Below are 18,292 nucleotides of genomic sequence, written 5' to 3' on the forward strand. Positions count from 1 at the left end.
ATGAAAATGTCATGTCATGCCCCCCTTGCGGGCGGGGCAAGGCCCCGTTATTAAGGCCGCGAAATTTCAAAAAGATGCAGGATACGGCGGTGTTGCCGGTCCTTTCCTCAAAATCGAGAAAGACGAGACTATGGCGATTGAACGCACGTTTTCCATGATCAAGCCGGACGCAACCAAGCGCAACCTGACCGGTGCCATCATCAAGAAGTTCGAAGACGCAGGCCTGCGCGTTGTTGCCTCCAAGCGCGTTTGGATGTCCATCCGTGAAGCAGAAGCTTTCTACGCCGTTCACAAAGAGCGTCCGTTCTTCGGCGAACTGACTGAATTCATGTCTTCCGGCCCGACCGTTGTTCAGGTTCTGGAAGGTGAAAACGCCATCGCGAAGAACCGTGAAGTCATGGGCGCAACCAACCCGGCAGATGCTGACGAAGGCACCATCCGCAAGGAATTCGCTCTGTCCATCGGCGAAAACTCTGTTCACGGCTCCGATGCTCCGGAAACAGCAGCAGAAGAAATCGCCTTCTGGTTCTCCGGCACCGAGCTGGTCGGCTAATTTCTTTTTAGCTGATTGAATATGAAAGGGCTGGCCGCGAATAGTGGCCGGCCCTTTTTGTGTTTGGGAAACCTTTTGCCACTCCTTCGCGCTGCCCCGGGCTTGATCCGGGGCCATACTTGAATGCCGGTGACAGGTCCCGGCGTAAGGCCGGGACGGCGGAGGCGTAAAAAGTGCCACCGTTACATTCCGTTACACTTCCATACCGGTTTGGGACAGCATCTGCTTGACGATGCAGCCATATTGAGTGTGTCTTGGGCTTTGGGTCTGTAGACATTTGGGTTTCGGTCTTGGCGCGTGTTGAATTCCGGCCCTCGAGTAGAAGGAAAGCCTGCGGTGGTGCCCGCACACCACAAGGACTTTTCGACGCCCGCGAGGCCGAAATTCACCGCGTCCGGAGCGGATTTGGCTCAAAGGGCTCATTTCGGCGTCGCAAAGGCTTGAAAGGGGTATCCTTCCCGCGCCTTTTCTTCTTGAACTGGCGCCCCTTGAGCCAAACCAAGGCCAAATCCCAAATGTCTACAGACCCCACGACACGGGAGACTTGGAAATGCGCAAAACGGCATTTCTCATGTGTGCACTCGCTGCCTCACCAGCCGCGGCGCACGACAGTTCGGCGCCTTTGACAGGTGAAGAAGCGCTTGAACATCACCACTTCGGAGAGGATGTTTTGGAGCTTCTAGTTCCGGAAGCCGAAGCCTCAGCGAACATCACGGTGGATGGCAACACACGGCGGATCCGCGCCGATGGTTATCCGATCAAAAAACCGGGCACCTTCCCGAACCGCAACAATCCTCATTCAATTTCCAAGAAAAATTACAATCTCAAGGTTCCGCTCACTCCGCGCAAGACCGGCCGTGCGTCAAACGCCCAAGGGGCTGTGTTCGGCATTGCGATCAATGGCGTTGTCATGGATCCCGGTACGGCGGAATACTGGCAGAATGATCGCCGTTCTGGCTGGAATTATGAGGCGCTGGGCGGGGCCTGCAAGCTGGGGCTCGACAAGTACAATGCCCATGTGCAGCCGGACGGGACGTACCACTACCACGGCATTCCGACCGGGGTTCTGGCCGCTGAAGGCGGTAATTCCGTTCCCGCGCTGATCGGATGGGCAGCGGATGGATTTCCGATCTACGGGCCGTATGGCTATTCGAACTCTGAGCAGAAATCGGCGGTGAAGAAGCTGAAAAGCAGTTATCGGGTTAAGAGCGGAACCCGTCCAAACGGGCCGGGCGGGCGTTACAATGGCAAATTCACCCAAGACTGGACCTATGTGCCAGGGGCGGGGGATCTGGACCAGTGCAACGGCCGTTTCGCCGTTACCCCGGAATATCCGAACGGCACCTATCACTACGTCCTGACAGACAGTTTTCCTTACATTCCCCGCTGCTGGATGGGGGCCGCGGACAGCAGTTTCAAGCGCTTGAAACGCCGCGCGGATGGGGGAGTTGATGATGCCGAAAGCCAGTTTGCAGAGCTTGCAGCTGATCCCGAAAGCAATGTGCCAACAATCGATTTCACGGCAATGGCGGACAACAGCGGAGTGGCTCTGACACTAATCCAAGCACAGGGTGGCCACCGGCCCCGGTTCCTTCAGGGCGGTCACCGCCCGCCACCCCCGGGGGCTGGGCCGCGCCATGGTCAGCGCCGGCAAGGTGGCCGCGGCCCTTGCAGTGGCAGCTGAATAAGGAGACAAGGGTGCGTGGGCATGCGCACCCTTGTCATTTTTGAACAGTGTGCTCTGCCCACGGATTGAAACTGGGGGCTTTTATGAAATCAATTTTTTTACCGGCACTCTTTGCGGGCGTGTTGGGCGCAACGCATGTTCAGGCGGCTGATGATGCCGGGGCCAGTTTTCTTGAACGATGGGACATAAACAACGACGGCGCTGTCTCCCTCGAAGAAGCCGAAAAGCGCAGGCAAGCTCTGTTTGCAAAGCTTGACACCAACAAGGATGGATTTCTGGACAGCGACGAGTTTACCGTCAGCGCGGAAACCGGGGCAGCTTCCGGGTCCGAGGACACGTCCATGTTGATGGGGCTCGACCTGAACGACGTCGACGGCGACGGCAAAGTGTCAGCCGGTGAATTCATGTCGAATTCGGGCACCTGGGTCGACCTGATGGACGAAAACAAGGATGGTGTGGTCAGTGCCGAGGAATTTCAGACCAAATGGCACGACCGCGATGCACGCATCAAGTTGCGCTAACACATGCGGGACTGTTCTCTCGCAAATGTCACCCGAACAAAGCTGTGCTTGACGGTTGTGCGCGCGAAAAGGGATAAGGATCGCTCGTGTTCAAAGACCGGAATGATCCATGACGCAGCAGCCGCCAAAATCTGCCTTTTCCGCCTGTCCTCATGACTGTCCGTCCACCTGCGCGCTGGATGTTCATTTCTATCCCAATGGCGATGTGAAGCGGCTGAACGGTGCCAAGGACAACGCGTACACCGCGGGTGTTATCTGCGCAAAGGTCGCCCGCTACGCCGAGCGGCTTTATCACCCGGAGCGCTTGCTGAAGCCCTTGCGGCGGGTCGGCAAGAAGGGGGAAGGGCGGTTTGAGGAAATCTCCTGGGACATCGCGCTGGACCTGATTGCCCAAAAGTTCCTGGAGGCAGAAGCCGAATTCGGTGCCGAGAGCGTCTGGCCGTATCACTACGCCGGGACCATGGGGCTGGTGCAGCGCGACAGCATTCACCGCCTGCGCCACGCCAAGGGCTACTCCCGCCAGTTCGACAGCTTCTGCACCAACATGGCCTGGACTGGATATGTCGCAGGCACCGGCAAACTGGCCGGGCCTGACCCGCGCGAAATGGCCGTCTCAGACCAAATCGTGATCTGGGGCACCAACGCGGTTGCAACGCAGGTCAACGTCATGACCCACGCGATTGCGGCTCGAAAGGCGCGCGGGGCCAAGATCGTTGTCATCGACGTCTACAAGACCGAGACCATGAAACAAGCGGACGTCGGCCTGATCTTGAAGCCGGGGACCGACGCCGCACTTGCCTGTGCAATCATGCATGTACTCTTCCGGGATGGTTTTGCCGATTGGGATTATCTGAGCAAATACACGGACTTCCCGAAGGAACTGGAATCACATCTTCAAACGCGGACACCAGAATGGGCAGCCGCGATCACCGGTCTTGAGGTGGCCCGGATCGAAGAGGTTGCCCGGATGATCGGTGAGGTCAAGAAGACATTCTTCCGTCTCGGCTACGGGTTCACCCGCGCACGCAACGGCGCGGTGGCCATGCACGCGGCCGCCTCCATCGCAGCGGTCACCGGCGCCTGGCAAGTTGAGGGCGGCGGTGCGTTTCACAACAACGGGGCGATCTACCAACTGAACAAGGAGATGATCGAGGCGAACAGTCTGATCGATCCATCTGTCCGGACGCTGGATCAAAGCCTCATCGGGCGTATTCTGACGGGCGATCAGGACGCGTTGTTGGGCGGGCCTCCGGTCAAGGCTATGCTGATCCAGAACACCAACCCGATGTCGGTCGCCCCGGAACAGGAGCTTGTGCGCAAGGGCTTTGCGCGTGAGGATCTCTTCACCGTCGTCCACGAGCAGTTTATGACGGAAACCGCCGAAATGGCGGATATCGTCCTGCCGGCAACGCAATTCCTCGAGCACGACGATATCTACAAGGGCGGCGGCCATCAGTATCTACTGCTTGGTCCAAAAGTGGTCGAGCCGCCTGAAGGGCCGAAGGAAAACCTGTTTGTTTTGAACGAGATCGCAACACGCGTTGATTCAAAACCTCATGCAGGTTTTGAGAAAAGCGCGCGCGAACACATCGCCTGGATGCTGGAAAACTCCGGCTATGGCACCTTGGAAAATCTGGAAGCAAACAAGTGGATCGATCTGCAGCCCGATTTTGCCGAGGCGCATTACCTGAACGGCTTCGGTCATGCGGATCAGAAATTTCATTTTAAACCGGAATGGGGCCGCTCCGCTGCCCCCAACAAGCCCGCTGGCGATCCCTTCGGTCCGTGGCAGCAGATGCCCGAATTTCCGGATCAGTGGGATGCAATTGAAGCCGCAAACGAAGAATGTCCGCTGCGACTGGTGACGGCGCCGGCGCGCTCGTTCCTGAATTCCAGCTTCAACGAGACCGATGGCTCGCGCAAGAAGGAGGGGCGGCCGGAAGTCTGGCTGCGGCCTCAGGATGCCGAAAGGTTCGGAATAGCTGATGGTGCAAAGGTGAAGATGGGCAATGCGCGCGGCGCGGTCACGCTGCACGCGCGGTATGTCGAAACCGTTGCCCCGGGTACGGTGATTTCGGAAGGCATCTGGCCGAACGAGGCATTTGAAGATGGCCGCGGCATCAACACGCTTACCGGTGCCGACCCGGTCGCCCCTTACGGCGGCGCAGCCTATCACGACACAGCGGTGTGGGTGCGGGCGGTCTAGGGAGAGTCTCCAAAGGCTTTCGTCAAACAATCAGTGTTACGGCGGCCCACCTCGATCGCCTGATAAGACCTTTTTTGAGGTCAATGGAGACCGGATGGGTTTCTGCGCGCACATGTGGGCCGATGAGCGGGTCGTTGAACTTCAAAAGTGATCAAGGATGACCTTGATTTTCAAACTGTTAGAGTTTTTGTCTAGAAAGGCCTAGGGGCGCGCGGCTCACCGATTTCATACTGAACGTTTTTATCTGATTGGAGTGGCAATATATGAAACCAAGCCAACTCATTTGCAGGGCATTTTTACTGCTTTTTATTGCACTTCTTTCAATTCCGGCCAGGGCATCATCGTCAGATGTCGCGGGGCAGACAGTTCCATGGTGGTCAAGCCCCGGTGAGACGGACACAACAGCGTTTTCTGCGCTCGTGCTCTTGTTTCTTTTGTTGTTTGCTGTCTTCCATATGTACGCGCGGTTCGATCGGTTCGCGGAGAAGCACAATGAAGGAACACCCCTTCAGACCACAATTCCGACCCTCTTGATGATTGCGTTTGCGTACGAGATTTTCCCGCCTTTGAGCCATTTCAGTATTCTCCTGCCGCTTTCCTTGATTGCGACGGCTCTCGCACGGGATCTGATGCTCTGGTTTGAGCCGATGAAAGAACACACGCTGAAGGGGGAGCTTGAGGGAATCATGCTCGAAGAGCTGCAGCATGAGCATCTTGGTGAGCACGACCGGGACGGAAAACGGGTCCGAACCGCACCCAAACAAGCCTCCGGCCAAACGGTGACAGCAGAGGCTGATGATCTTGAATCTGAACAGTCAGATACGCCGCCCCCAACACCTGTAACACCTTCAGATAAATCCAAAGGAGGAACCGGCAATGATTGAGTTGACCGTTACCTCAATCCCGTTCGTCCTGCGGATCCTTTATTTGCGCTGGCGCGGCATTCCGATCACACTCTACAATGTTCACATTGCGCTCTTTGCCTGGCTGGCATTGGCGTTCGCAGTGTTCTTCACCGTCTTTTATTATTATCCAAAGTCCTACACGGGGTTTGTACCGTTCCGCACGGTACCCGTTGTCAGCGAGAATGGCGGTACCGTAACACAGATTGCCGTCGACAACGGAACCAGGGTGGAGCCGGGACAGGTCCTCTTTACCGTGAGCGACGAAACGGAACAGGCTGCGGTTCGGACTGCCGAACTGAAGTTGGCCGAAATCGACAAGGCTTTTGCTCTTGCCCAAGCGCAGGTCCGGTCCGCACAGGCTTCTCTGGATCGGGAAGAGGCGGTGTTGCAGCAGGCCATCGAGGTTTTTGAAGATCAGGAAGAGTTGCGAGTCCGCCAGTCTGCTGCTTATACGGCGACCCGTTATGAAGCGGCTGTTGCCGACAGGGATGCGGCTCAGGCCAAGGTTTCCCAGGCGCAGGCGATGCTCGACGAGGCCAACCTTCAGCTTGAAGAAGTTATCCCGGCTCAGCGGGCGAGTGCCGAGGCGGCGTTAAAGCAGGCGCAAGTCGAACTCGAGAAAACCGTTGTCCGCTCTCAGGTGGACGGAATGATCGATCAATTGACCCTGCATGTGGGAGCCCGCGCGTCACAGATCGCGACCAACCCGGCCATGATCATCATACCGGACCGGGATCCGGAACACCCAAGGCGTGTCCTTGCCGGCTTCTCTCAGGTGGCTCGATCGGTCCTTTATGTTGGCATGCCTGCAGAGGTTGCATGTGACACAAACTTCAATGTTGCAATGGTCGATTCCGTTCTTCCTGCGCGAATTGCCGGGATCCAGCCGGAGATCGCGGCGGGTCAGATAACAGCAACCGGCCGTTTGCTGGAACCTTCCCAGTTTTCGGTCCGGGGCGAAGTCACGGTGCTCCTTGAGATGGTTCACCCGGAACACGAGCAGCTTCTGGTCAACGGCAGTGGATGTATTGTGCAGACCTATGATCGCAATTTTGGTCATGGCCTGGCCGGCCATGTGTTGAGCGGGCTCGGGATCATCAAGGCTTGGGGGCTGCGGATTAAAGTTTGGATTGCTTTGGTCACCGGTGTCGGACTGGCCGGTGGTGGGCATTAGGGTCCACAAAGTCTGAAATCCCGTCCGGCCCCCTCCCTCGGGATTGAGGGGTGGGGCGGGGCCGGATGGGCGGTGCAGCAGGTTCAATGCCTGTGGGAAGGTATCGAACCGGCATTCCCGATCGTGATGTATTCGAAGGAAACGCTGTTACATCGGCAGCATGGCCGCCTTTGAAAGAGGGAGGCTCAGCGCCGCTGCATACCTGTTTAGCTCGCGGCTTTGCTCGTCGAGTTGGTGTCTGTTTCGATGTCGTCGGCCGTTACCAGGCGGCCTTCCTGGGCCTTGTAGAAATACTGGCTGGCGATCAGCCAGCCTTTCAGTGGGCGCAGCATCGGAATGCAGGTCAAAAGGATCAGCGGCAAGGTTGTGACGAGGTGGACCCAGTAGGGCGCGGTAAACGCGATTTCCAGCCAAATGCCGAAAGCCACCGCGGGGATACAGCCAAAGCAGATCACGAAAAAGGCCGGACCATCGGCCGGGTCGGCAAAGCTGTAATCGAGACCGCACACCTTGCAGCCCTTGGCCATGGTAAGGAAGCCGTCAAAAATCTTGCCTTCACCGCAGCGGGGGCAGCGGCCACGAATGCCGGTTTGAAGCGGGGGCAGCTTGGGCCAGTGATGCTGTGTGCTCATGTTTGAAGCCTTTCCGGTCAGGACTTCTCCTGTCCGCTATATGCAGTCAATTTTAAAATTGACGTCATTTTGTCTGCAGTCAATATCTCAAAAATGAACCTGTTTCGCAAGCAGGGCCGGTGCGGCATTTTGGTTCTGCCGCGAACTCGGCCAGTCAGAAATAGGCGGACGCCTGTTCCGGGGAGCTGTCCAGGAGGCTGGCGATCGTCTCCAGTGCCGTGTTCAGATTGGTGCGCGGAACAGGGCCGCCCAGACACAGGCGTACAGCCTCCGGCGACGAGCCGGTAACTGTGAACGCATCACTTTCCGTCACGCCGATCTCGAGACCGCGCAGCTGGCTTGCAAAACTTGAGCGGGTCCAGCCGTTGGTAAGTGAGAGCCACAGATGAAAACCGTTTGGGTCTGTGCGATGCGCTAGGTCCTGAAAATAGTGCGCGGCAAGCTTTTGCCGCTCCGCGCATTCTCTGGTGACGGCCGCGCAGATTTCTTCCGCTGTTCCATCCAGGATCCATTGCGTTGCAAGCGCAACGGTGAGCGGGGCGGGCATCACCTGGCTTGTGCGCAGCGCGCGGGAGACTTGCCAACCGGCCTTCTTTGTCGGCGCTTGCACGTAGGCAAGACGAAGCCCCGCGCCGAGGGTCTTCGACAAGGAGCCGATGTACCATGTGTTCCGGGGGGCGAGTGCCGCCAGCGGTGGTGCAGCGGAGGGCAGCAAGGGGCTGTAAGGATCATCTTCCAGGATCGGCACACCATACCGGGCCGCGATAATTGCGATTGCGCGGCGCCGCTCCTCCGGCATTGTGTATGTGGTCGGATTTTGGATCGTTGGATTGAGGTAAAGCGCTTTCAGGTAGCCTGTTTTGCATGTCTTTTCCAATGCATCCGGCACAATTCCGTCGTCATCCATGTCCAGCCCGGCCAGATGCAGACCCATTTGGGCCGCAAGAGATCTTATACCTGGATAGGTGATAGTCTCGCACGCGATATGATCGCCTGGATTTGTCAATGTCGTCAGGATCACGGCAAGTGCTGCCTGGGCTCCGGGGGCAATCAAAATGCAGTCAGTGTCTGGCGCCAGTCCAGTCTGACGCAGCCAGAGGCTGGCCGCTTCTACGTCTTGCTCTGAGCTCTCAAAGATCTGATAGCGCATCAGCCCAGGAAGATCGGCAGAGAGCACGCAAAGGCTCTTCTGCATCTTCGCCTGAAGCTCGGGGGCATTCGGCTCAGGCGGCAGGTTCATGGAAAAATCAGGAGCAGCCATTCGCATGGGGTTTTGCGAAAGCGCACCGATCGGGACCGTGTTTTTGTCACCTGAGACAAATGTGCCGCTGCCGACGAGCGAGGAGATGACGCCTCTGCGGCGCGCTTCATTATAGCCCCGGGCAACCGTGGTGAAGTCGAGCCCGAGCTGAACGGCAAGACGACGCTGTGCAGGCAGCCGGTCTCCGGTTTTCAAGACGCCCGATGCAATGTCCTCCTCAATGCTGTCTGCAAGCGCTAGGTAGCGGGGCGCTGCGCTGCGGCTGAGGTCAGGGCACCAGTCGGTCATTGTCGATCACTTTCCAAATTGACTGCATATTGACTGTATAGTGCAGTCAATCAAATTTGTCATCCCGCAGCAGTTCGGTGAATCCGAGAGTGATGTTTTTCGAACGCGGTGCGCCTTTCGGCATTTCATCAGGCCTCTATACTGAAAGGCCAGATTGATAACGCCGGGAGAAGACGTTTGGAGTTCAAATCGATTGCCACTGCCATCCTGGTGTTCGGCGCATTCTCAACGGCACATGCGGACGGACCCGATGGGCCGCCAATCGGTAAAGCGATCAAGGATGTTCCGCTGTTCGATGCGCATGTCCATTACAAGGAACCGGCATGGCAAAGGTTTCCGGTCGAAACCATCATCGAACTCATGGACGAAAACGGGGTCGGCATGGCTTTGGTGTCGTCCACCCCGGATGAAGGCACGATCATGCTTTGGGAATATGCCCCCAATCGCATCGTCCCGGAGCTTCGACCCTACCACGGCGCGGCCGGGTCCTCAAATTGGACCAAGACGGAGGGGATGGACGCCTATCTGGAGGCGCGTCTTGAGACTTATCCGCACGAGGGTATTGGTGAATTCCACATTCACCGTCTGGACACATCTGATGAGCCGCTCTTCCGCAAGATCATCAAGATGGCGAAGGACCGGGACATCTACTTGCACGTTCACTCCGGCGCGGAACCGATCCGCTGGCTCTATGGGCTGGACCCGGATGTGAAGATCATCTGGGCGCATGCTGGCCTCTCTACGCCGGCGTCAGAGGTCTACGCGCTGATGGAGGAGTTTCCGGATCTTCTTGCGGACACTTCCTTGCGGGAATGGGAGATTGCCGGACCGGGCGACAAGCTCAGCCCCGAGTGGGTGGAGATCATTCTCGATTTCCAGGACCGGCTGATGATCGGCAGCGACACCTGGGTGAACAGCCAGTGGGAGAACTATTCGGCGATCATGGACATGAACCGCCTGTGGCTCTCCCAGTTCCCGCGCGAGATCGCCGAAAAACTCGCCTACAAGAACGCCGAACAGGTTTTCGGACGCAAGATTTCGATGGAGCAAATCGGAGTGCGGTGAGGGGTTAAGGCCAGATCAGCGGTACAACGGTCTCGTCCACATCGCCGGTGGCGACTTTGGTGCCGCCCTTGATCTTGGCTTTTCCGGACGCCACCAGTTGCAGGGCTTTCGGATAGATCTTGTGTTCCACGTCCAATACCCGAGCCGCGAGGCTGTCAGGCGTATCCTGATCGAGAACCGGCACAGCGCCTTGTGTGATGATCGGTCCGTCATCCATTTCAGCAGAGACAAAATGCACGGTGGCGCCGTGCAGTTTGACGCCTTCTTCAAGCGCCCGCTCGTGGGTCGCCAGGCCCTTGAAGGAGGGAAGCAAGGCCGGGTGGATGTTGATCATCCGGCCCGCCCAGGCGTTGACGAGGTAAGGCGAGAGGATCCGCATGAAGCCGGCCAGAGCGACAAGATCGATCCTGGCGACTTTGAGGACGTCATCGACGGAGCGCTCAAAGGCTTGCCTGTCGCCGCCGAATTCCGTGTGATCGACAACCGCTGTGGCAATCCCGAACTCTTGGGCCCGCTCAAGCCCCTTGGCGTCTGGACGGTTGGAAATGACCAGCGAGATCTCTGCCGGAAAAGCCGGATCCATGGCCGCGGAAATCAAGGCGCCCATGTTTGAGCCGCGGCCGGATATCAGGATGGCGGTCTTTTTGCGGCTCATGATGGCAGGCCCCCGGTTTCGGATTATGGCTTTCGGATCAATGTTGGCGGATTAAAGCTTGAGTGCGCCGTCAAACAGGACAGGGCTGCTTCCAGCTGTTTCAATCCGGCCGATTTCGACAACGGTTTCACCGGCTGTTTCCAGCGCGGCCGAGACCGCTGCGGCTTCATCGCTTGCGACCACAACAACCATGCCGATGCCGCAGTTGAAGGTGCGTAGCATTTCAGCTTCTGCAACTCCGCCCTTTTCGGCGAGCCAGGAGAAAACCGGCGGAACGGATATCTTGGCAAGGTCAATGCGCGCAGAAGACCCTTTTGGCAGGACACGCGGCAGGTTCTCCGGCAGGCCGCCGCCGGTGATGTGCGCGAGCGCCTTGATGCCGTTGGTTTCCTTCAAGGCCGCGAGGAGCGGTTTGACGTAGATCTTGGTCGGGACCATCAGCGCTTCGCCAAGGGTCTGGCCATCTGCGAACGGTGCTGGTGCAGACCACTCAAGGCCGGACAGCTCCACGATCTTGCGCACCATCGAATAACCGTTGGAATGGACACCGGACGACGCGAGGCCGAGGAGCACATCGCCCTCAGCAACATCCTGGCGCGGCAGAATCTCGCCGCGCTCCACGGCGCCGACGGAAAAGCCCGCAAGGTCATAGTCGCCTGCAGCATACATGCCCGGCATTTCGGCGGTTTCACCGCCAATCAGGGCAGCACCCGCCATCTTGCAGCCATCAGCAATACCGGCGACCACATCGGTGGCCGTGTCGACATCCAGCGCGCCGGTTGCAAAATAGTCGAGGAAAAACAGAGGCTCAGCGCCCTGAACGATCAGATCATTGACGCACATGGCAACCAGATCGATCCCTACGGTGCGGTGCTGGCCCGTTTCAATCGCGATCTTCAGCTTGGTTCCAACGCCGTCATTGGCGGCCACCAGAACCGGATCGGCAAACCCGGCGCCCTTGAGATCGAAGAGACCGCCAAAACCGCCAATATCACTGTCTGCACCGGGGCGGGAAGTTGCCTTGACCAGCGGCTTGATCCGATCGACCAGAGCATTGCCAGCGTCGATGTCGACCCCGGCATCGGCATAGGTCAAACCGTTGGAACCGGAAGAAGACGATTGGCTCATGAGGCGCTCCAAAGCTGGCTGCGGTTGGCTTTGCCTGCTGCGCTTACAGCCTGGGGCTTCAGAAAACAAGAGCCGGGCGGGTGAAGTCACCGGCAAATGGCGGGCTCTTGACCTCTCTACCCCAGGCATCCTAACTGCACACAACGAGAGAGTGCCGGGCACAGGGATGCATATCGTGCAGTCGGCAGACCGTATTCGGAACAAGGAAACCGACACATGACACTGCGCCGTCAGATCCAGTTCTGGCTGATTTCCCTGTTCGCTTTCTGCGCGTTTCTCTATGTGTTTTCAGGGGTCTTGCTGCCGTTTGTAGCCGGCGCTGCCGTTGCTTACCTGCTCGATCCCGTGTGTGACCGGCTGGAAAAACTGGGCATGGGGCGTCTTTGGGCGACATTTACGATTCTGCTGGCGTTCGTCTTCCTGCTCATTCTGTTTTTTATCTTGCTGCTGCCGGTTCTCGGAAACCAGCTTGCATCGTTTCTTGAACGGTTCCCGGAGCTGGTGCGCCAGCTTCAGGGGCTGGTGAACGAGCAAATGGGTCAGCGTCTTGCCGAAGCTGCCGGGATAAATCTTGCAGATCTGCAAGCAAGCATGGCCGAAATGGTGGGGCAGGGCGCGGCGTTTGTCGGCAAACTCGCACAATCGGTCTGGAGCGGCGGTCAGGCGCTGTTATCGATCTTGTCTCTGTTCGTTATCACGCCTGTCGTAGCGTTTTACCTGCTGCTCGACTGGGATCACATGATCGCAAAGATCGACGGCTGGCTGCCGCGCGATCATCTTGAGGAAATTCGCGGTCTTGCCCGCGAGATGGATGGCGCTGTTGCCGGGTTCGTTCGAGGTCAACTGTCTGTCTGTCTTTTGCTTGGCGCGTTTTATGCCATCGCGCTCGCCGTTGCCGGGCTGAATTTCGGTCTTTTGATCGGAATGGGCGCAGGCCTCGTCAGCTTCATCCCGTTTGTCGGTGCGGGACTGGGTTTCATTGTCTCCATGGGTGTCGGGGTCGTGCAATTCTGGCCGGAATGGCCGATGATCCTTGTTATCGGTGCAATTTTTGCCGTCGGTCAGTTTCTTGAAGGAAATATCCTCCAGCCGAAACTGGTTGGAAACAGCACAGGCCTTCATCCGGTGACGCTCATGTTCGCGCTGTTTGCCTTTGGATATCTCTTTGGATTCGTGGGGATGTTGATTGCAGTTCCGGCAGCGGCCATGATTGGCGTGCTTGCACGATTTGCGCTGAAGCAGTACCTAGCGAGCCCGGTTTACACCGGGAGCCGCCGATTGAGTAAAATCGGGCCTGAGGACACCGCCTCCCAAGAGGGAGCCAACGAGTAGACGAGTTAAGATGGCGGAAACACCGCGCCAGTTGCCCCTGGATTTGCCGCATGATGCTGCCCTCGGCCGCGAAGACTACCTTGTGGGCAAATCCAACCAGGCGGCGTTTGAGCTCCTGGAGCGCTGGCCGGATTGGCCGTCGCCCGTCATCATCCTCGCAGGTCCTGTCGGTTCGGGTAAAACGCACCTGGTCGAGGCTTTCCGTGATGAAACCGGTGCGGAAATTATCCAGGCGCGGGATTTGACCGAGGCTGGCGTCTCCGCGCTTGTCTCAGCACCCGCCTGTGTCGTTGAAGATGCGCATCGCGGCGTCAATAACACGGCCCTGTTTCATTTGCTAAACGCGGCGCGTCAGGCGGGCAAGACGGTTTTGATCACCAGCCGCACATGGCCGGCGTCCTGGAAGATATCCTTGCCGGATCTGATGTCACGGTTGCGCGCGGCAACACCGGTCGAAGTGCTTGAGCCGGATGACGATCTGCTGCGGCGGGTTCTGGTCAAGCTCTTTGCGGACCGGCAGATCGCCGTTGATATCGGTGTTGTGGATTATCTGGTCGTGCGCATGGAACGGTCGCTGGAGGTTGCTCTCAGGGCCGTGGACGCCATCGACAAGGAAGCCCTTGCCGGCAGGGTGAAGATCACCAAGCCGCTCGCGGGCCGGGTTCTTGAAACTGTCACAGGCTCCGATTAAAGGCCACTCGGCTTGGTTACCCGAATCTTAAGTTCGTCTCATTGTGAAGCCTGCTCGGAACGAACTTCTGATTCAAAAGGGTGACTAACAAGTTTATGTTTCTAGTGTGGTTTTCGAATTTGAAGGTCGCTACGGAGCGCGTTGCTGTGACGTGGCGAATTTCAAATTCACCACACTAGGCCATTGAGCTTTCAGATGTTATGACCAGAAGCGACCCGGCAACATGCCGAGTTGCGCTAATGCTTCGGACCGGAGGAACCCGTATGACCGAGACTGTTGACGCACCTGACACTGCATCCTCAGTGCAAAAGGTGCCCAACCACCCGGACATCAAGGCGGCGCGGGATACGGCTGAGCATCTACCGACATCGACAGCCCGGTTTATGAACCGCGAATTGTCCTGGTTGCAGTTTAACCTCCGGGTTTTGGAAGAAGCCATGAACCGCAACCATCCGCTTTTGGAGCGGGTGCGGTTCCTGTCGATTTCAGCTAACAACCTGGATGAGTTTTTCATGGTGCGCGTTGCCGGTCTGCGGGGCCAGCAACGGGCCGAAGTGACCCATCTTTCCGATGACGGGCTGACGCCGACAGAGCAGCTGGAGAAGATTAGCGAAGCGGTTCATCAGTTGCAGGCAACCCAACAGCAGATCTGGGGTGAGTTGCGTGGTGAGATCGCTGAAAGAGGTATCGAGATCCTTCATGGCGACCTCTTGGATGCCAACGAAAAAGAATGGCTGGAAGACCATTTTCTGTCCTACATTTTCCCGGTGTTGACACCGCTTGCCATCGATCCTGCTCACCCGTTCCCCTTTATTCCGAACCTCGGGTTTTCAATCGTCTTTGAGCTGGCGCCGACCAGCGGCGGGCGCAGCATGATTGCCCTGCTGCGTATTCCAAGTCAGGTCGCCCGGTTTGTTCAAATGCCCAAGACCAGTGATGGGGCCGAGCGGTTCATTGCGATCGAGAAGGTCGTCTCGCTGTTCATCGACCGTTTGTTTCCGGGTTACGAAATCCGTGGCAAAGGCGCGTTCAGGGTCATCCGTGACAGTGACCTGGAAATCGAGGAAGAAGCAGAAGATCTGGTGCGCTTGTTTGAAAGCGCCCTGAAACGCCGCCGGCGCGGATCGGTGATCCGTCTGGAAATTCAGGAGACGACACCGCCCGCCTTACAGGAGTTCGTGGCTGATGCCTTGGATGTGGACGGGGAGGAGATCTTCCTCGCCAAAGGGCTGTTGGCGCTGAACAACTTGTCCCAGATCGTGGATCTGGAGCGGCCGGATCTGAAGTTTGAGCCCTACACGGCCCGTTTTCCGGAACGCATCCGGGAGCACGGCGGTGATTGCCTCGCAGCAATTCATCAGAAGGACATCATTGTCCATCATCCGTATGAGTCGTTTGACGTCGTCGTCCAGTATTTGCGCCAGGCCGCCAGAGATCCAGATGTTGTGGCGATCAAGCAGACGCTCTACCGGACATCCAACAATTCGCCGATCGTGAAGGCTCTGGCGGAGGCGGCCGAGGCCGGAAAGTCGGTCACCGCTCTGGTCGAGCTGAAGGCCCGGTTTGACGAAGAGGCCAACATCAAATGGGCGCGGGATTTGGAACGTGCCGGTGTCCAGGTTGTCTTCGGATTTATCGAGCTGAAAACCCATTCGAAGCTCTCCATGGTGATCCGGCGGGAGCACGGGCAGCTGAAGACGTACTGCCACATCGGGACCGGTAACTATCATCCGATCACGGCGCGGATTTACGAGGATCTGTCCTTCTTCACTGACGATCCGGGCGTTGCCGAGGATGCTGCGCGGGTCTTCAACTACATCACCGGTTATGCAGAGCCGGCAGAGCTTAATCACCTGGCTGTTTCGCCGGTCAATCTGCGCAGCCGCATGATCGAGTTGACCGAAGCGGAAATCGAACATGCCCGTGCGGGCCGTCCGGCACAGATCTGGATGAAGATGAACAGCCTGGTCGATCCGGAAATCATCGATACGCTCTATAAGGCGAGCCAGGCGGGTGTTCAGGTCGATCTGGTCATCCGTGGTATTTGCTGCCTCCGGCCGGGGATTACCGGGTTGTCCGACAACATACGGGTGAAATCCATTGTTGGCCGGTTTCTGGAACACTCAAGGATTTTCTGTTTCGGCAACGGTCATGGCCTGCCGTCCCCTGAAGCGCATGTCTATATCGGCTCCGCCGACCTCATGCCGCGCAACATCGACCGCCGTGTGGAAGTGTTGGTGCCGCTCACAACACCGACAGTGCATGAGCAGGTTCTTGATCAGATCATGGTGGCCAATTTGAAGGACAATCAGCAAAGCTGGCGGATCCTTTCAAACGGCAGTCACGAGCGTATTGAACCCGGCGCCACTGACGAGCCGTTCAATGCCCATCGCTATTTCATGACGAACCCGTCTTTGTCCGGCCGCGGAAAGTCACTAAAAAGCGACCGCCCGAAGCCTTTCGTTAAGCGAAAAAAGAGAAGATGAACTGGCCGTTTAGCTGAGCGATCAGATGCGCGGCGGAAACTGTAATTCTGGAATTGACCCTGTGATCCGATGACGTTAAGTGCAGGCACATTCAAGATCGGTGGTCAGGAAAACTGCCCGCCGACAGGCCGCAAGGGCAAGGATTGACCTTTGATGTCTTCCCAACATCATCCGGCGCGTGGCCGGCTCAACGGCACCGGCCCAATCGCTGTGGTCGACATCGGATCCAACTCCGTTCGCCTGGTGATCTATGAGCGCAAGGCGCGCACGCCGACGATGCTTTTCAATGAAAAGATGCTGGCAGGTCTTGGGCGCGGTGTTGCGGCGACGGGGCAACTTGCGGACGGATCTGTAAAGGCCGCACTTGGCGAGCTGGTCCGCTTTCGCGCGCTCATTCGTCATACAGGCTGTCAGGACATCTATATTGTAGCAACAGCTGCAACCCGCGATGCAGAGAACGGGCCGGATTTTGTCCGCGAGGTCGAGGCGATCCTCGGTGCACCGGTGCGGATATTGGACGGCAACGAAGAGGCCTATTTTTCGGCCCTTGGCGTTACGGCAGGGTTCTGGCAGCCGCGAGGACTTGTCGGCGATATGGGCGGGGGCAGTCTGGAACTCGTCGAAGTCGATGACAAAGGCCCGGGCCTTGGCATGACATTCCCACTCGGCGGTCTGCGCCTTGCGGAAATGGCCGAGGGGAGTATCGAAAAGGCTTCTGAGATTGCAGAGGAAACACTGAAGGACTTCCATTGGCCGGATTTACCGCCGGGCGAGCGGACGTTCTATGCGGTCGGTGGAACGTGGCGGTCTTTGGGCCGTCTTCATCTGATGCAGAAAAACTATCCGCTGCACGTGATGCACAACTATCAAATCAACGCAGATGAAGCGATTGAGTTCTGTCGAAAGATTGCGGTTCCGGATTTGGAAGACGTGGAACTTGCCGAAGTTGTTTCCAAGCAACGCCGTCCGCTCGTTCCGATCGGGGCCGTTGTTCTGGAGCGTGTGCTCACCGCCATGAAGGCGGAACGGCTGGTGTTTTCAGCAACCGGCGTTCGTGAAGGACTTCTGCATTCCAAATTGTCACCGGAAATGCAGGCGCAGGATCCGGTTATTGAGGCCGCCCGAGAGCTCTGTGTGTTGCGGGCGCGATCACCACAATTCGCCGAGGAACTGATTGCCTGGTCCGACGCCTTGTTCCAAATGCTTTCGATCGAAGAGACCGCCAACGAAACCCGGCTGCGTCATGCGGCCTGCCTCTTGTCTGATATTGGCTGGCGGGCTCATCCGGACTATCGCGGGGAGCAGAGTCTCAACATCATTTCCAACGCATCGTTCGTAGGTCTTGATCACGCAAGCCGGGCGTATTTGTCTGCGGCCGTCTTCTACCGCCATGAGGGGCTCAGGGAAGGCGCACTGTCGACCGTTATCCGGGAGCTGTTCACCGACCGGCTTCGTATCCGCGCCAAGGTTCTGGGCGCGACGTTGCGTGTTGCCTCGCTCTTGAGTGCCTCCATGGGCGGCATGCTGCCGAAAGTCGGCATCAGCAAGGAAGGCGAGGAGCTTGTGCTTGATCTTGGCACCGAGCTGGCTGATCTCGATGGAGAACGCCTGCGCAAGCGTGTCGGTCAGCTGTCCAAGGTCATTGATGCACCGGTGAGTGTGCGCGTTAGCGCATAGTTGTTCACTTCGACTTTCGATTGGTCTACTG

General features: G+C 57.7%; 15 protein-coding genes. 11 read left to right on the top strand and 4 right to left on the bottom strand.

The window, feature by feature from the left end:
• Nucleotides 1-130 precede the first annotated feature (130 nt).
• The 6 genes from ndk to RBB44_RS08220 all read left to right on the top strand — a co-directional run bounded on the left by ndk (nt 131) and on the right by RBB44_RS08220 (nt 7,046).
• Nucleotides 131-553: a nucleoside-diphosphate kinase gene (ndk, locus tag RBB44_RS08195; RefSeq protein ID WP_133950293.1), complete on the top strand. Its 423-nt coding sequence runs from the start codon at nt 131-133 to the stop codon at nt 551-553.
• Nucleotides 554-1,103: 550 nt separating this feature from the next.
• Nucleotides 1,104-2,237, top strand: a complete 1,134-nt coding sequence (locus RBB44_RS08200; protein ID WP_306146909.1) for a YHYH protein — start codon at nt 1,104-1,106, stop codon at nt 2,235-2,237.
• 86 nt (nt 2,238-2,323) lie between these two features.
• Nucleotides 2,324-2,761, top strand: coding sequence for an EF-hand domain-containing protein (locus RBB44_RS08205; protein WP_306146910.1), 438 nt, complete (start codon nt 2,324-2,326; stop codon nt 2,759-2,761).
• Between the two features lie 109 nt (nt 2,762-2,870).
• Nucleotides 2,871-4,967, top strand: a complete 2,097-nt coding sequence (locus RBB44_RS08210; RefSeq protein WP_306146911.1) for a molybdopterin-dependent oxidoreductase — start codon at nt 2,871-2,873, stop codon at nt 4,965-4,967.
• A 263-nt stretch (nt 4,968-5,230) separates the two neighbouring features.
• The gene (locus tag RBB44_RS08215; RefSeq protein WP_306146912.1) at nt 5,231-5,851 is read left to right on the top strand and encodes a hypothetical protein; all 621 of its coding nucleotides are present in this window, start codon (nt 5,231-5,233) and stop codon (nt 5,849-5,851) included.
• On the top strand, nt 5,844-7,046 hold the full coding sequence (locus RBB44_RS08220; RefSeq protein ID WP_133950281.1) for an HlyD family secretion protein: 1,203 nt from the start codon (nt 5,844-5,846) through the stop codon (nt 7,044-7,046). The genes RBB44_RS08215 and RBB44_RS08220 overlap by 8 nt, the downstream gene beginning before the upstream one ends.
• 206 nt (nt 7,047-7,252) lie before the next feature.
• Here RBB44_RS08220 and RBB44_RS08225 read toward each other — a convergent pair whose 3' ends face one another.
• Nucleotides 7,253-7,678, bottom strand: coding sequence for a DUF983 domain-containing protein (locus RBB44_RS08225; RefSeq protein WP_306146913.1), 426 nt, complete (start codon nt 7,676-7,678; stop codon nt 7,253-7,255).
• Between the two features lie 154 nt (nt 7,679-7,832).
• Nucleotides 7,833-9,227 (bottom strand): PLP-dependent aminotransferase family protein, encoded by a 1,395-nt coding sequence (locus RBB44_RS08230; protein ID WP_306146915.1) that lies wholly within the window; start codon nt 9,225-9,227, stop codon nt 7,833-7,835.
• 177 nt (nt 9,228-9,404) lie between these two features.
• Here RBB44_RS08230 and RBB44_RS08235 point away from each other — a divergent pair, with 177 nt between their 5' ends.
• Entirely contained in the window at nt 9,405-10,292 is an 888-nt protein-coding gene (locus tag RBB44_RS08235) for an amidohydrolase family protein (protein ID WP_306146916.1), read from the top strand.
• Nucleotides 10,293-10,296: 4 nt separating this feature from the next.
• Here RBB44_RS08235 and purN read toward each other — a convergent pair whose 3' ends face one another.
• Both purN and purM read right to left on the bottom strand, forming a co-directional pair.
• Nucleotides 10,297-10,947 (bottom strand): phosphoribosylglycinamide formyltransferase, encoded by a 651-nt coding sequence (gene purN, locus RBB44_RS08240; protein WP_306146917.1) that lies wholly within the window; start codon nt 10,945-10,947, stop codon nt 10,297-10,299.
• Between the two features lie 51 nt (nt 10,948-10,998).
• Nucleotides 10,999-12,075 carry a phosphoribosylformylglycinamidine cyclo-ligase gene (gene purM, locus RBB44_RS08245; RefSeq protein WP_306146918.1) on the bottom strand — a complete coding sequence of 359 codons (1,077 nt, stop codon included), beginning with the start codon at nt 12,073-12,075 and terminating at the stop codon, nt 10,999-11,001.
• Nucleotides 12,076-12,291: 216 nt separating this feature from the next.
• On the opposite strand from purM, the gene RBB44_RS08250 reads away from it, so the two are divergent.
• From RBB44_RS08250 to RBB44_RS08265, 4 genes are all read left to right on the top strand, one after another.
• Complete coding sequence (locus RBB44_RS08250; protein ID WP_306146919.1) at nt 12,292-13,407, top strand: AI-2E family transporter; 1,116 nt, start codon at nt 12,292-12,294, stop codon at nt 13,405-13,407.
• A 10-nt stretch (nt 13,408-13,417) separates the two neighbouring features.
• On the top strand, nt 13,418-14,098 hold the full coding sequence (locus RBB44_RS08255) for a hypothetical protein (RefSeq protein ID WP_306146920.1): 681 nt from the start codon (nt 13,418-13,420) through the stop codon (nt 14,096-14,098).
• A gap of 263 nt (nt 14,099-14,361) precedes the next feature.
• On the top strand, nt 14,362-16,584 hold the full coding sequence (locus RBB44_RS08260) for an RNA degradosome polyphosphate kinase (RefSeq protein ID WP_306146921.1): 2,223 nt from the start codon (nt 14,362-14,364) through the stop codon (nt 16,582-16,584).
• Between the two features lie 153 nt (nt 16,585-16,737).
• Complete coding sequence (locus RBB44_RS08265; RefSeq protein ID WP_306146922.1) at nt 16,738-18,261, top strand: Ppx/GppA phosphatase family protein; 1,524 nt, start codon at nt 16,738-16,740, stop codon at nt 18,259-18,261.
• Nucleotides 18,262-18,292: the final 31 nt, after the last annotated feature.

Source organism: Roseibium sp. MMSF_3247 (assembly GCF_030733765.1).
In the GTDB taxonomy this organism is placed as follows: Bacteria; Pseudomonadota; Alphaproteobacteria; order Rhizobiales; family Stappiaceae; genus Roseibium.